Origin of the sequence: Hahella sp. HNIBRBA332 (genome assembly GCF_030719035.1) — a bacterium.
GTDB lineage: Bacteria > Pseudomonadota > Gammaproteobacteria > Pseudomonadales > Oleiphilaceae > Hahella.
This window is the reverse complement of the sequence record NZ_CP132203.1, coordinates 1,103,230-1,118,030: the sequence shown is the minus strand read 5'-3', so window position 1 is coordinate 1,118,030 and position 14,801 is coordinate 1,103,230. Positions and strand designations below refer to the sequence as shown.

Annotated in this window: 12 protein-coding genes; 10 read left to right on the top strand and 2 right to left on the bottom strand. The window is 54.0% G+C overall.

All coding sequences use genetic code 11. The features are described from left to right. The first annotated feature begins 351 nt into the window (after positions 1-351). From ccoN to hemN, 10 genes are all read left to right on the top strand, one after another. Positions 352-1,797, top strand: coding sequence for a cytochrome-c oxidase, cbb3-type subunit I (gene ccoN, locus O5O45_RS05225; protein ID WP_305904195.1), 1,446 nt, complete (start codon positions 352-354; stop codon positions 1,795-1,797). 19 nt (positions 1,798-1,816) lie between these two features. Then, a complete protein-coding gene (ccoO, locus tag O5O45_RS05220) occupies positions 1,817-2,419 on the top strand; it encodes a cytochrome-c oxidase, cbb3-type subunit II (protein WP_305904194.1) in 603 nt (200 codons plus the stop codon). Positions 2,420-2,424: 5 nt separating this feature from the next. Next, positions 2,425-2,610: a cbb3-type cytochrome oxidase subunit 3 gene (locus O5O45_RS05215; protein ID WP_305904193.1), complete on the top strand. Its 186-nt coding sequence runs from the start codon at positions 2,425-2,427 to the stop codon at positions 2,608-2,610. Further along, on the top strand, positions 2,603-3,496 hold the full coding sequence (gene ccoP / locus O5O45_RS05210) for a cytochrome-c oxidase, cbb3-type subunit III (RefSeq protein WP_305904192.1): 894 nt from the start codon (positions 2,603-2,605) through the stop codon (positions 3,494-3,496). The genes O5O45_RS05215 and ccoP overlap by 8 nt, the downstream gene beginning before the upstream one ends. A gap of 109 nt (positions 3,497-3,605) precedes the next feature. After that, positions 3,606-5,039: a cytochrome c oxidase accessory protein CcoG gene (gene ccoG / locus O5O45_RS05205; RefSeq protein ID WP_305904191.1), complete on the top strand. Its 1,434-nt coding sequence runs from the start codon at positions 3,606-3,608 to the stop codon at positions 5,037-5,039. After that, positions 5,039-5,569, top strand: a complete 531-nt coding sequence (locus O5O45_RS05200; RefSeq protein WP_305904190.1) for a FixH family protein — start codon at positions 5,039-5,041, stop codon at positions 5,567-5,569. Before ccoG ends, O5O45_RS05200 begins: the two co-directional genes overlap by 1 nt. Further along, the gene (locus O5O45_RS05195) at positions 5,562-8,003 is read left to right on the top strand and encodes a heavy metal translocating P-type ATPase (RefSeq protein ID WP_305904189.1); all 2,442 of its coding nucleotides are present in this window, start codon (positions 5,562-5,564) and stop codon (positions 8,001-8,003) included. Before O5O45_RS05200 ends, O5O45_RS05195 begins: the two co-directional genes overlap by 8 nt. Before the next feature lie 9 nt (positions 8,004-8,012). Next, positions 8,013-8,246 (top strand): cbb3-type cytochrome oxidase assembly protein CcoS, encoded by a 234-nt coding sequence (gene ccoS, locus O5O45_RS05190; protein WP_305904188.1) that lies wholly within the window; start codon positions 8,013-8,015, stop codon positions 8,244-8,246. Beyond that, a complete protein-coding gene (locus O5O45_RS05185; protein WP_305904187.1) occupies positions 8,239-8,982 on the top strand; it encodes a sulfite exporter TauE/SafE family protein in 744 nt (247 codons plus the stop codon). The genes ccoS and O5O45_RS05185 overlap by 8 nt, the downstream gene beginning before the upstream one ends. A 76-nt stretch (positions 8,983-9,058) precedes the next feature. Beyond that, complete coding sequence (gene hemN / locus O5O45_RS05180) at positions 9,059-10,435, top strand: oxygen-independent coproporphyrinogen III oxidase (RefSeq protein ID WP_305904186.1); 1,377 nt, start codon at positions 9,059-9,061, stop codon at positions 10,433-10,435. A gap of 25 nt (positions 10,436-10,460) precedes the next feature. On the opposite strand, the gene O5O45_RS05175 is transcribed toward hemN, so the two are convergent. Together O5O45_RS05175 and O5O45_RS05170 are read right to left on the bottom strand one after the other, a co-directional pair. Then, entirely contained in the window at positions 10,461-11,840 is a 1,380-nt protein-coding gene (locus O5O45_RS05175) for a hypothetical protein (protein ID WP_305904185.1), read from the bottom strand. A gap of 180 nt (positions 11,841-12,020) precedes the next feature. After that, on the bottom strand, positions 12,021-14,738 hold the full coding sequence (locus tag O5O45_RS05170; RefSeq protein ID WP_305904184.1) for a CHASE domain-containing protein: 2,718 nt from the start codon (positions 14,736-14,738) through the stop codon (positions 12,021-12,023). Positions 14,739-14,801: the final 63 nt, after the last annotated feature.

The window sequence follows — 14,801 nt, the reverse complement described above, 5'->3', positions numbered from 1 at the left end:
TGGTCATTGCTTCACATGCCCTAAGACTTCCCTTGCAGTAAAGTCGAAGACAGACGCTCCCCTTCTGAACTAACGCATCCGCCCTCCGGTTTATAACGCGTTTGATGCATATCAAGCAGGGGAAAAAATATGTGGAGATAATGACTTGGCCAAGCATATTCAGTTGACAGCCCTATTGCGCAGCTCTTATGCTTCGGCCCGCTGTCGAGGGGGAGGAAAAAGAGGCCCCTGGTTTCTGGATCCTGAAAGCCTGACATTCGAACTGGGCGACAACTCAACATTGCAAAAGCATAACGAACTCGCCAGCAGGTTTGCGCCGTATTAATCAACTCAGGGTAGGAATAGTCACTAATGAATACAGTAAGTGCTAACGAAACCTACAACTACAAGGTGGTGCGTCAGTTCGCCATCATGACAGTTGTTTGGGGTATAGTGGGCATGGCTGTCGGCGTGCTTATCGCAGCACAGCTGGTCTGGCCGGAGCTAAATACTCACTATCCATGGTTCCACTTCGGTCGATTGAGACCTCTGCACACTAACGCCGTTATATTCGCCTTCGGCGGCTGCGCACTTTTCGCAACTTCCTACTATGTAGTCCAACGCACCAGTCAGGCGTCTCTGTTTTCCAACGGTCTGGCTAGCTTCACCTTCTGGGGCTGGCAGGCGATTATCGTACTGGCCGCTATCACGCTGCCTCTGGGTTACACCACGTCCAAAGAATACGCTGAGCTGGAATGGCCGATCGACATTTTGATCGCGGTTGTCTGGGTGGCGTACGCTATCGTTTTCTTTGGCACGGTCGCCAAGCGCAAAAGCAAGCATATATATGTCGCTAACTGGTTCTTCGGCGCATTCATTATTACTGTCGCCGTTCTGCACATCGGCAACAGCATGGCGATTCCCGTTTCCGCCATGAAGTCTTACTCCATTTACGCAGGCGCAATCGACGCGATGGTGCAGTGGTGGTGGGGCCACAACGCGGTAGGCTTCTTCCTGACCGCCGGCTTCCTGGGCATCATGTATTACTTCGTACCCAAGCAGGCGGAGCGTCCAGTTTACTCCTACCGTCTGTCCATCGTTCACTTCTGGGCGTTGATCAGTATCTACGTATGGGCCGGCGCGCACCATTTGCACTACAGCGCACTGCCTGACTGGGCGCAAAGCGCAGGGATGGTTATGTCCCTGATTCTGCTGGCTCCTTCCTGGGGCGGTATGATCAACGGCATGATGACCCTGTCCGGCGCATGGCATAAGCTGCGCACCGACCCGGTTCTGCGCTTCCTGGTCGTATCTCTGTCTTTCTACGGTATGTCCACCTTCGAAGGTCCGATGATGTCCATCAAGACCGTCAACGCGCTGTCCCACAATACTGACTGGACTATCGGCCACGTTCACTCCGGCGCTCTGGGCTGGGTTGCGATGATTTCCATCGGCGCGCTTTACCACCTGATTCCTCGTCTGTACGGCCTGAAAGAAATGTTCAGCGTCAAGCTGGTTAACGTCCACTTCTGGCTGGCGACTATCGGCACTGTACTGTACATCGCAGCAATGTGGGTCAACGGCATCATGCAAGGACTGATGTGGCGCGCAGTTAACGAAGACGGCACCCTGACCTACAGCTTCGTACAAGCGCTGAACGCCAGCTACCCTGGTTACGCAGTGCGTGTCCTGGGCGGAGCCGTATTCCTGACCGGTATGCTGGTCATGGCGTACAACACCTGGAAAACCGTCAGACAGAGCGACGCCAAGGCAATTGATGCGCTGGCGCAAGCTGACTCTGTTCCACATGCTGTTTAACTAAGAGGGAGAGAATTCGATGAATCATGAAGTCGTCGAGAAAAACCTTGGCTTGATGATCCCTCTGATCGTGATCGCAATCAGCTTCGGTGTACTCGTTGAAGTCGTACCTTTGTTCTTTACCAAAGAAGTGACGACACCGGTTAAAGGCCTCAAGCCGCTGAACGCATTGCAGTTGGAAGGACGCGACATTTACATCCGTGAAGGCTGCACTGTATGCCATACACAGATGATTCGTCCGTTCCGTGCGGAAACTGAGCGCTACGGCCACTACTCTGTCGCCGGTGAATCCGTTTATGAGCACCCATTCCTGTGGGGCTCCAAGCGTACTGGTCCGGACCTGGCCCGTGTAGGAGAAAAGTACAGCGACGCCTGGCATCGGGCTCACCTGTACGACCCCCGCGATGTGGTTCCGGAATCCAACATGCCTGCTTTCCCATGGTTGTTCACCACCAAAGTGGACCCATCAAAAACTGCGGCCAAATTGAACGCTCTCAGCAAAGTTGGCGTACCTTATACCCAAGAGGACATCGATGGCGCAGCGGAAATGGTTGAAGGCAAGTATGAGATTGAAGCCCTGGTTGCTTACCTGCAGCAACTGGGTACGGCAATCAAACGGTAAGTTCAATGGATATTAATACTGTCCGTGGGTTAGCCACCCTGTTAATCATGGCGGCGTTTATCGGCTTAGTGGTATGGGCCTTCAGCTCCAAACAAAAGAAAACGTTTGACGAAGCTGCGAACCTACCCTTTGAAGATGACGAAGCGGACGCTAAGTCAGTACGCGAAGCGGAGACTAAAAAACATGACTAGTTTCTGGACCGGATGGATATCTTTTATCGTCCTGGGATCAATATTTGGTTGCGCCTGGTTGTTGTGGGTCACCCGCAAAAGCCAGAAGTTCGATACCGAGACCGAGCAGACCATGGGTCACTCGTTCGACGGCATTGAAGAGTATGACAATCCCCTGCCCCGCTGGTGGCTGGTTCTGTTCATGGGAACCATTGTCTTCGGACTGGGTTACTTGGTTTTTTACCCCGGGTTAGGCAGTTACAAAGGCGTTTTCGGCTGGACCTCCGCAAACCAGTGGGAAGCGGAAGTTAAAAAAGCGGAAGAAACCTACGCTCCGATTTTCGCCAAGCTTGCAGCCACGCCGATTGAGGAGTTGGCTAAAGATGAAAACGCCATGAAAATCGGTCAGCGCCTGTTCGCCAACAACTGCGCAGTCTGTCACGGCAGCACGGCGCACGGCGCCACCGGCTTCCCCAACCTGACTGACAATGATTGGTTGTACGGCGGCTCCCCAGAGAAAATCAAAGAAACCATCACCAGCGGTCGTAATGGCTCCGCCATGCGCGCCTGGAAAGACGAGATCGGCGAAGAAGGCGTCAAACAGGTCGCCAACTATGTTCGCTTACTGAGCGGCCAAGAAGGCGTTGATGAAGCAATGGCGGCCAAAGGCGCTGACATCTTCGCTGCAAACTGCGTTGTTTGTCACGGCCAAGACGGCAAAGGCAGCCATGACATGGGCGCCCCCAACCTGACTGACGGCATCTGGTTGTACGGCGGCACTCAGAACATTGTCGAAGCGACAATTCGTAATGGTCGCGGCGGCATCATGCCATCTTTCAAAGATCAGCTTGGAGAAGAACGCATCCATCTACTGGCTGCATACATCTACTCTTTGTCTCATCGCTAACTATTGCGATGCCGGAGCCCGCCCAGCGGGACTCCGGCGGCTTAGTCTCCTTAGCTTTGGTCATTCGCTGTTTGGACAAAGCTAAAGTGATTAAACCTTGGACAGCATCATGAGTACTAAGATCCCGGTCCAAAATATCGACCCGCAAGACGCTTCTACCGCCAAGGTCAAAACGGTCGAACTTTACGAAGCCCGCAAGAAGATTTACGTCAAGGAAATTACTGGCGTCTTCCAAAAAGTCCGCTCCTTTTCGCTCTGGTTCCTGATGGGAATGTACTTCCTGTTCTGCTGGGTCAGCGTTGACGGACAGCAATTGGTGCTGTTCGATTTGCCAAACCGCAAGTTCCACATCTTCGGCGCCACGTTCTGGCCGCAGGACTTTGTGCTGTTGTCCTGGCTGCTGATTATCTGCGCCTTCGGACTCTTCTTCATCACCACCCTGTTTGGACGCGTCTGGTGCGGCTATACCTGCCCGCAAACCGTCTGGACGTTCATCTTTATGTGGCTGGAAGAACGCATTGAAGGCAGCAGAAACCAGCGCATGAAGCTGGATCAGGCTTCCATGAACAAGCAGAAGGCGCTGAAAAAGGCGGCCAAGCACGCTTCCTGGTTATTCGTGGCCTTCGCTACCGGACTGACCTTCGTGGGTTACTTTTACCCTATCCGCGAATTGGTTCCTGACTTCTTCACCTTTGACATCAGCTCCGGCTGGGCCTATTTCTGGATCGCATTCTTTACTCTGGCCACTTACATCAACGCGGGCTGGATGCGCGAGCAGGTATGTCTGTACATGTGTCCTTACGCTCGCTTCCAATCGGTTATGTTCGACAAGGATACACTGGTGGTGTCCTATGACCTCAACCGTGGCGAACCCAGAGGCAGCCGCAAACGCTCCGCCGACCCCAAAGAAGTTGGCCTGGGCGATTGCGTGGACTGCGGTATGTGCGTGCAGGTCTGCCCGACCGGCATCGATATTCGCGACGGCCTGCAATACGAATGTATAGGCTGCGCGCTCTGTATCGACGCCTGCGACTCAGTCATGGAGAAAATGGAATATCCGAAAGGACTGATCAGCTACACTACTGAGCAGAAGCTGGAAGGCAAGGACTCCAAGCTGTTGCGCCCACGCACCATTGGTTACGGACTGGCCCTGGTGATCATGATGTCGGCCTTCGCCTTCAAGCTGGGAACGCGCCTTCCCGTCGAGCTGGATGTTATTCGCGACCGCGGCGCCTTATTCCAGACCAACGCCAAAGGCTACATTGAAAACGCGTACACCCTGCAGTTGATGAATATGTCCGACCAAGTGCGCACGTTCATCATTTCTGTGGAGGGCATGGATGGCATCAGCATCTCCGGCAAGAGCGAATTCACGTTGGAGCCTTCGGAAGTACGCTCCATCCCAATGGCGATTGAAGCTAAACCCAATGCGCTGACAGAGCGTAATCATGATATCGTATTTAAAGCGCAGGCTGTCGACGACGCCTCCGTGAAGATTGAATCCGAAAGTCGTTTCCTTGGTCCTGCGCCGGTTAAATTCTAATGAGTAATTCTGCTATGTCGGCTGGTACTGTTCTGCCTTGGTACAAAGAAAAATGGGTGTGGCTGTTGATAGGCCTGCCCGCCTCTTCCGTGTTGTTCAGCATCTTGATGGTCACTCTCGCGGTGCGCGGGAAAGATACGCTGGTTAAAGACGACTATTACAAAGATGGTCTGGCGATCAACCAGGAGTTGTTCAAAGATCGCACTGCGCAAAACTATGGCCTGGCGGCGCAGGCGTATATTGATGAAGACGGGCGTATCAAACTGGTTCTGACTTCAGGTATTCCCATCAAGCAGGCGGAGCGTCTGAACATTCAGTTTATTCACCCCACGTTGGCGGAACATGATTACAATGTCGCCCTGATCAGCCAGGAAGACGGCTATCACGGCATATTGCCCAGCCCGATCGAAGGCAGACGTTACATTCATCTGTCCGACGCTGATGGCGCCTGGCGCCTGAAAGGCGAGAGCTGGTTTCCCACTGACGCAAAAATCACTTTGAGCCCAGCTGTCCCGACTGAGAATGAGTGAAGCCGAAAAGTGCTATCACTGCAGTAATTCCGTTCCCGCCTCCATTAACCTTCATGTCACCGTAGGCGGCGAGGATTACGCAGTATGCTGTCGCGGCTGTCAGGCAGTCGCCAATCTGATCCATAACGACGGATTGCAACAGTTCTATCGCTTCCGGGACAAGCGCCTGGAGGCTCCTGAGCCGATCTCCAGCCTGGATCGCTCCAAGTACGCGCTGTACGACAGAGACGACGTGCTTTCGTCTATCGCCACTCAGCCCACCTCCAGCGGTAAACGCAGTCTGTCCCTGTCTCTTGAAGGCATTACCTGCGCCGCCTGTGTCTGGCTGGTTGAGCAGTTCGTGCGCAAGCTCCCTGGCGTTGACGAATTCTGGGTGAACCTGAGTAACCATCGCGCCACCCTGACCTGGAATCAGGACGCCACACCACTCAGCGACGTGTTATTACAATTGCAGTCCATCGGCTTTCGCGGTTATCCCTTTTCCGAGACGAAAGAAGAACAGCGACTCGCCGATGAGCAAAAAAGCATGTTGGTGCGTCTGGGTATCGCCGGCATTGGCATGATGCAGAACATGATGCTCGCGGTGCCGATGTACTTCGGCCTGCTGCAGGATACGCCCGAGTACGTCGATCTGTTCCGCTTCATCAGCCTGATTGTCGCCATGCCAGTGATTCTGTATTCGGCGCGACCATTCTTCAGCGCGGCGCTACGAGACATCCGCTTACGCCACCTGACCATGGACGTTCCTGTTTCCCTTGCGATTGGCGGCGCCTTCGCGGCCAGCGTCTGGATCACCTTTCGCGGAGGACCGGAAGTCTATTTCGACTCTGTCTGCATGTTTACTTTCTTCCTGCTATTGGGACGCTATCTGGAGAGCCGCGCGCGGATGTCCGCCGCCCAATCCAACGCCCGCCTGAAGCAAAAGGCGCCTCAGTTTGTGGACTTACTGCCCAATCAAGGGACACAGAATGACCAGATCGATCAGTCCAGGGCGCAATTGACGCCATTACGGGATATTCGCGTTGGTGACCTCATTTTATTTAAAGCCGGCGATCTGATTCCGGTTGACGGAGAAATCGTGCAGGGTGAGTCTTCCGTCAATGAAGCTGCGCTGACTGGCGAGTTCATGCCGCGTCCCCGATGCATCGGAGACGCCGTACTCAGCGGCAGCGTCAACATTGATAACGCGCTGGTGGTGCGTGTTACTGCTCTTGATCAGGACTCGCACCTGTCTACCATCAATCGACTGGTGGAAAGAGCCTTGCAGGAACGTCCGCAGCTCAGCGCTATGGCGGACAAAGTCGCCAGCTATTTCGTGGCTGGGGTGCTGCTGACGGCAGCGATTGTTGGCTTTATCTGGTGGCGGATTGATCCCTCCCACGCTTTCGCGATTACGCTCTCCGTGCTGGTGGTCACCTGTCCCTGCGCCCTGTCGCTGGCCACCCCTACAGCTTTGACCACCGCCACCACTGCATTACGACAGTCCGGATTAATTATTACCCGGGGTCATGCGCTGGAAACCCTGGCCCGCGCCTCACGCGTGGTATTCGATAAAACCGGCACCTTAACCCAGGGCGAACTAAGTCTGGTGAAAATCGATAACCGTTCAAGCTTTTCAGACACAGAGCTGCTTGCTCTCGCCGGATCCCTGGAGTGGGATAACCCCCACCCCATCGCCAAAACATTCCAGGATTACGCCCAGGGACCAGCAGAGCAGATTCGCAATCATACCGGGCTAGGCGTCGAGGGAACTCACGGTGGGTCTAACTACCGTCTCGGCAGTCTGAAATTTGCTACGCAGAATCTACCTCTGTCGCAAAACGTGACGCCGGAAAACTATCAAACCGTGGCCCTGGCTGACGATAAGCAGCTCCTGGCGCTGTTCTATCTGACTGACAGTCTGCGTCCGTCTGCGAAAGAGGCTTTGCGACAATTGCAGCAGGAACAGGGTCTGCGTACTGCGATCTTATCCGGCGATAGTTCCGCGGCCGTCGAAACCATTGCGTCAGAGCTGGCGGTGACCGACATCGAAAAATCCTGCTCGCCGGAGGGCAAGCTGGAGCGAGTGAAGCAGTGGCAGCGAGAAGGCGACACCGTCGTCATGGTCGGGGACGGCGTCAATGACGTTCCCGTCATGGCGGGAGCGCACCTGGCGGTGGCGATGAACAACGCGACGGACCTGACTCAGGTGCGCGCCGACGCGGTCATCCTTAACGGCGATCTACGCACTTTCGCATTCGGCGTCAAGAAAGCGCGGGACGCTTATCGCATCATTCGCCAGAACCTGTCCTGGGCGGTCTGCTATAACCTGCTCGCCCTGCCGCTGGCCGCCGCCGGTTATGTACCGCCCTACGCCGCCGCTATCGGCATGTCGGTCAGTTCATTGATTGTTGTGCTCAACGCTCTTAGACTGTCCGGCGTCCAAAAGCCATAAGGCCCCGCTATGCAGATACTGTTCGTCCTGATCCCTCTCTCCATCGCACTCATCACCGTCGCCATATTTATTTTTCGTTGGGCGGTGCGGTCCGGCCAGTATGACGATCTGGAAGGCCCTGCGCACAGCATCCTGTTCGATGATGATGAAAAGATGATTCCCGGCAACGACGCGCACAAGAAGGACAAACAGGAAGCGTCCACCCAGCCTTCCGAGGACACCTCCCGCAACCACGATGCATGAGCTTCTGCTGATCGCTAACGCGTTTCTGATCGGTCTGTTCGGCAGCGGTCACTGTATCGCCATGTGCGGCGGCATCGCTGGCGCACAGTCCTTCGCCCAGGGTGGAGATGGCTCGCCAAGAACCTCCTGGCTGTTCTTGTTCAACTTCGGCCGTCTCAGCAGTTATGCATTGATCGGACTGCTCGCCGGCTTCCTGGGCGAAGCCCTGGCGCTGAACGAAACACTGCTGGTGGCGTTACGCACCATCGCAGCCGTCATGATCATCCTGATGGGACTTTACGTAGGTCAGTGGTGGATGGGACTGACTCATATCGAACGCCTCGGAGGCAGACTCTGGAGCCGAATCTCCCCGCTTAGCAAATCCCTTGGCGAACGCCAGGGGCCACATATCAGCTTCGCTCTGGGACTGCTCTGGGGCTGGCTGCCCTGTGGACTGGTTTACAGCGCTCTCGCCTGGTCGATGTCGAACGCGGACGCCTCCCTATCGGCGCTGCTAATGTTTACTTTTGGCCTTGGCACTTTACCCAGCATGCTGGCCGCAGGGCTTTTCGCTTACCACCTGCGACGCTGGCTGAGCAATCTCTCCGTGCGTCGCGTGTTCGGCGGGCTGCTCATCCTGTTCGGCGTATGGACGCTGCCCGTGCATTTTGCTGGCCTTTTCGTCGGACAAATGGAAAATCACCAACTCGACTCCTCTGTCGCTCCGCACTCTCCCGCTGAACACGCCGGGCATTGATGCATATCAAACCCGACTGACAACCTCGGATATACAATGACGTCTCCATTCTGTTGCTAGAAGTGCGAGCGCCGTTGTGAAAAATATTTACTGGAACGAGAGCCTGATCCGCAAATACGATCTGCAAGGCCCCCGATACACCTCCTACCCCACCGCCGTCGAGTTTCAGAACGAGTTCCCTATCACCGCCGTGTATGAGGCAGCCGCCGCCAGTCGCACCGCGAACCGCTCGCTATCACTGTATCTGCACATCCCGTTCTGCGCGCGCCTTTGCTACTACTGCGCCTGCAATAAAATCATTACCAAACGTCGGGAAAAAGCGATTCCCTACCTCGACGCTCTGTATCGCGAAATCGCCCTGCAAAGCGAGCTTTTTGGCGCAGATCGATTGGTGGAGCAACTGCATTGGGGCGGCGGCACACCCACTTTTCTGGCCCCGCAGCAGATGCGCGATTTGATGAATGCATTACGCACGCACTTTCGCTTTATGGAGGATGATCAGGGCGACTACTCCATCGAAATCGATCCCCGCGAAGCCGACGACGAGACCCTGACCACATTGCGTGAAATTGGCTTTAATCGCATCAGCCTGGGCGTGCAGGACTTCAACCCCGCCGTACAGAAAGCGGTAAACCGGATTCAAAGCGAAGAGCTCACTTTGGGCGTGCTGCGTAAGGCGCGAGAACTGGGTTTTCGCTCCATCAATATTGATCTGATCTACGGTCTGCCCTTGCAAACGCCGGACTCATTCCGTAAAACCGTAGACACTATCATCGACTTCGCCCCGGACCGGCTGTCGGTGTTCAATTACGCGCATATGCCGCAACGCTTTATGCCGCAACGCCGCATTCGCGATGAAGATCTGCCGCGCCCAGAAGATAAGTTGACCATCCTGCAGCAATCCGTCGACCAATTGATCGCGGCGGATTATCGCTTTATCGGCATGGATCACTTCGCCAAGCCCGGCGATGAGCTCTCCATTGCTCAAGAGAAAGGAGAGTTGCATCGCAACTTCCAGGGCTACACGACCCATGGCGACTGCGACCTTATCGCCATGGGCGCTTCCAGCATCAGCATGTTGGATCGTTGCTATTACCAGAACTGTTACGACCAGGAAACCTATGAAGCGGCCATGGCGGAAAACCGGCTACCGGTCATTAAAGGCGTACAGTTAAACGATGACGACGTCATCCGCCGTAAAGTCATCGTAGAGCTGATCTGCAACTTCAAAATCGAATACCGCCGCATCGAAACGCTGTTCAATATCGACTTCGCCCATTATTTCCAGGGAGAACTAAGAATATTGCAGGACATGGCGCAAGACGGACTGATCACCTTCACCCACGACGGCCTGCACGTAAACCCAACAGGAAGACTCCTGATCCGCGGCGTCTGCAAAGTATTCGACCGCTACCGGACACAGGCGCAACAGGGGTTTTCGCGGATTATTTAACTCCCACTGCATAGACGCGGCTTTCTCAGCCGCGCTCTTTCTGGTTTTCCATGGCTATCGAGTCCGAGCGATCAAACTTATATCTGAAAAAGTCGCCTAAATTGACCATAGATGTCGACTTGTTGAGATAAACGGAAGCGGACATTTCTTTCAGTTTGGTCTGTAGAAGCGCCATCTCCGCGATGAAGCGGTCCGCCAAGGATTCACCATCTCCCTCTTTTTCGAGCAGTTTGTCTGTCGGCATGCTCAAAAAATAATTGATGTATTCCGGCAACCAGGAAAACACCAGTTTCTGGAAGTCGTGCTTATCATCCTGAAAGACAGATTGGCGGCTAATGTAGGGCAGCAGATAATCGATAAGGTGGTCTATCTCCCCGACTAACGCTTTGGTTTCATTGAGCCCCATGTCACTCAGGCGCGTCATCAGGCGTTGCTTGGACGCTTTCCAGTCAAGCATTCCCTTTGACTTGATCAGGGAACGATAGTGATCCGCCTCCAGACCCAATTGGTTGATCCATTGAATATCTTCAGCGCCGAGGCCTGCATCGCTCCATTTGCGCTTGGTTTTAAGCAGATCTACGTAAACATCGTAAATGCATGCGCATGTCAGATGGATAAGTTTAGCGTTGTCGCGATTATTAAAATGATGTTGCTGGAGATCAAAGGTCGCCGGATCATGCTCTTCGGCCGAGGTCGATAACGCCAGGACAAGCTCCGTCAGTATCGGGTTCTCCACATACTCCACCCCACTTTCGCTGAACTCCTTTAACAACTTCGCACGCGCCAGCTCAACCTCTTTCTCGGCGTTCAGTGCGTTGAGCTTCTTGCCTGCGCTATTCAGTCCGTATTTAGCCAGAGTGGGTAGCAAGGCGTGTCCGGCGATGGCCACCGCCGTCACCGGATTGATCATCGCGACCAGCCCTCCTACCAGCAGCAGACCGCCTGTCACTTTATTTTCTACCCGGTCGATATTGTTCGCCACTTCTTTCAGATATTGGCCAAACGCGCTTCCATCTTCAGGCGGAGGCGCTTCCGCGAGCATGGGCTCTACAATCAGCTGCTGAATCATTTCTCTGGAGCAGTTCGACGGCGCGTGGAAAATGCGCTTTTTGGGAAGACTGTTAAGCGGCGAAACGCCCGGCGGCAGCACGCGCATGGTGTGCAATACATAACCTTGCTCAGCAAGACGGAAAGGAACAATAAAGTAGTGCTTCTCATCCACATCCTCGTACAAGGAAGGCGCAGTCTGGCTTGAGGAAAATAACTGCAGCTTACCGACACTCTCCTTCACACGCTGATATTGCTCATCCACCGATGACATCAGATTAGACAGCGCCTCCTTGGAGGACTGCACGGCGCCTTTCACACCATTTGTGATTGTCGAAGTATTAAATTTGATAGCCATAACGCCCTTATCTTCCAGCTGAATCAGGACGCGCCGCATTAACTTGGGTTATGGCGCGTTCAACGAAGTCATAGCATGGTATCGATTCTCAGCAGTGAATTCAGCAGTCTTAGTCGTCTATGACCGCCAAATACCATAAGCGCGCGGTTGCCGCTGTATCTGGGCAATGCCTTTCATAATTTAAGAAAGCACCGGCAACTCAAAATAGAACGTACAGCCGCCGCGGGGATTATTGTGAAAGCCAATTTTGCCGCCATGTCTCTCAATGATGGCTTTGGAAATGTTAAGACCGAGACCGGTTCCGCTTTTGTTGCGGGTGTTGGAGGAATCCGCCTGTGCGAAGCGACCGAATATGCGGTTCTGGAATTCCGGGGGGACGCCAGGTCCCTTATCCGTAACGGAAACTCGCGCGACGTGGTCTTCCAGCGTAATTGCAACCACGATTTCCGAATGCGGAGGCGAGAATTTGGCGGCGTTGGAAATCAAATTCGTCAGCACCTGAGTAAGACGCTCTTCATCCGCCTCCACCACTACCGCACAGTCAGAGGGAATCTGTAAACTAAAGCTGACGTCAGCGTTATGAGTCAGTCCCTGATTGAGCGCCAGCACATCGCTGACAAGCTGCGCCAGATTGAAGTGACTGAGCTGCAACGTCATTTCTCCAGACGCCATTTTCTTCAGGTCCAGAATCGCATTAACCAGATTGAGCAAGCGATCCGTATTGCGCCGCGCAATATCAATCATATGCGCATGCTTGTCCGGCGTAGCCAGAGCGATCTTGGAGTCCAACAGCGTCAGTGAACCGTTAATCGCAGTCAACGGCGTACGCAACTCATGACTGATGGTAGAAATGAACTCGTCTTTGATGCGCTCCGCCTCCGCCCTTTCGGTCACATCACGCACTATGCATAGATAAGAGACCGGCGGCGTCTGGGACAGACATACCGTTTGCAATTCCAGGGGGAAGTCCTGCCCATTGCGGCGTATACCCTGCAAATAACCTGGCCCCGATTCCAGAGCGACGGACACTTGGCTCGACTCAACGGTCGTCGCATGATAATCTGGTATCAGAACCCGGATATTAAGACCGGCCAGATCGGAGCAGGCATATCCAAACAGATTTTCCACCGCCGGATTCACCGCCGTGATACTTCCGTCCTCCGTCACTGTCAGCAACCCATCCGGCGTATGCTCATAGATGGCGCGCAGGCGTTGCTCGCTATGCCTCAACTCCGCCGTCCGTTCACCCACCAGTGCTTCCAAAGCCAGCGTTCGACCACTGAAGAGCAAGGACACCATGCCACTGACGCCAGTGAACAATAGTCCCAACACGTAGACAATCCAGGCATTAATGGAAGTGTTCGCAGTAATATTGCCCTTGGTGGGAGCAATATCCAGATCCCACACTCTGTTGAGGACGGTGAATTTATGTTCCCAGCGATAAGGCCGGCTACTGACTTCTTCTTCAGAGATTTCAGTGGACATAGTGACCTTGCCGTTATCGATTGTCATTTCATGCATCAAGAAACGCTGTTCTGTGATGTCGGCAAGCGTAATATGGTAACCGTCCATATCCAGTAATTTGGTAAAATGCTTCAGCAACGAGTGAATGCGAAATACCGCCACCATAAAACCGTCAGGATAATCTGTGTCTTCACTCTCTTCGTCATCCTGATTCGGCAATGGCGTTGATTCGCCAGGTCGCCCGCTGCTGAGAAAATGAGGGTAAAACACCAATGCGCCCACATTGTCCATAGAGTGCTGCACTAGATGAATTGGCCCGGTCATCATCGGCTTTCCTGATGCCCTGGCGTCGGCGATAGCGGTCAGGCGGGAGGGGTTGGAAGACACATCAAATCCGAGCGCCCCACGGTTGCTCTCTAAAGGAAAGATATAGCGCACGGGTAGATAAATCGGCTTCTCCGGCGAGCGGTGTAATTCACCGTCCCGCCGAATCACTATTCCCATATCGGAGCCGTAGTCTTCCTGCAGCCCGACCTCAAACTCCTCCCTTTCATAGCTGCGTATATAAGGGTTCCAGGACATGGCCTGAAACCCCGGATAACGCTCCAGCGCCCAGAATACCGCTTTCTCAAAACCGCTTCGGTCGATTGTCGCATTAGCGGGAAGGTTCTTTTCAATCGCCCGGGCCACATCCAGATGCGCCTCCAGGCTCTGATTGAGAGCTGCGGAATAGCCCTGGGCTTCACTGAAGAAACGCAGTCGTAAACTGCTTTCCTCCCAGGATTTCGCATACAAAAACGCGACCGTGGCGAGAAAGAAGGTTCCGAGCAAAGAGAAAGTCACCGCCCAGCGGCGTTTTTTCCATGACTCGCGAGGCTGTAATCCCCACACCAGTATTAACGGGGTAAAAACAACCACTCCAATAGTATCGCCGATCCACCAGACACCGAGAGAGCGCGCATAATTTTCAGCGGGTATAAATCCAGCCATCAGCAGGCTGCTGCTGCCGATCAAGGCATTGGACAAACAGCTCGCCGGGCCGGCGAAAAACAAGAAGCGAATGATCTCAGGAAGATCCGCCAGACTACCTGGATAGTTCGCGAAGCGAATGACTAAATAGCGCCCCAAACAGGCCTGCAGGGCTGCCCCAGCTCCGATGGCGACAAAAGTGAACAGTTGCCAGGGCCAGATTTCCGTATCGGGAAACCCTTGGGTAACGCTCAGGTTATTGATCAGAGAGCCAAGAAAAACGCCTGCGCATAGGCGATAACCACCCAACAACACCGCTGCGAGCGCAATGCCGGAGGGAATCCAGATAGCGGTGACATAAGTGCTGTCAGTGGTCAGCCATAAGCCAATTCTACCCGTGACAAAATACGCCAGCGCGGTAAGCAGATTATAAAACAGGGTCCCGACGGCATGGGATTTGGCCATAATGTTGGACGGGGTCCTTCCACATAAGGTATTCGCCTGAATATTTTATAGGCTATAGATGGC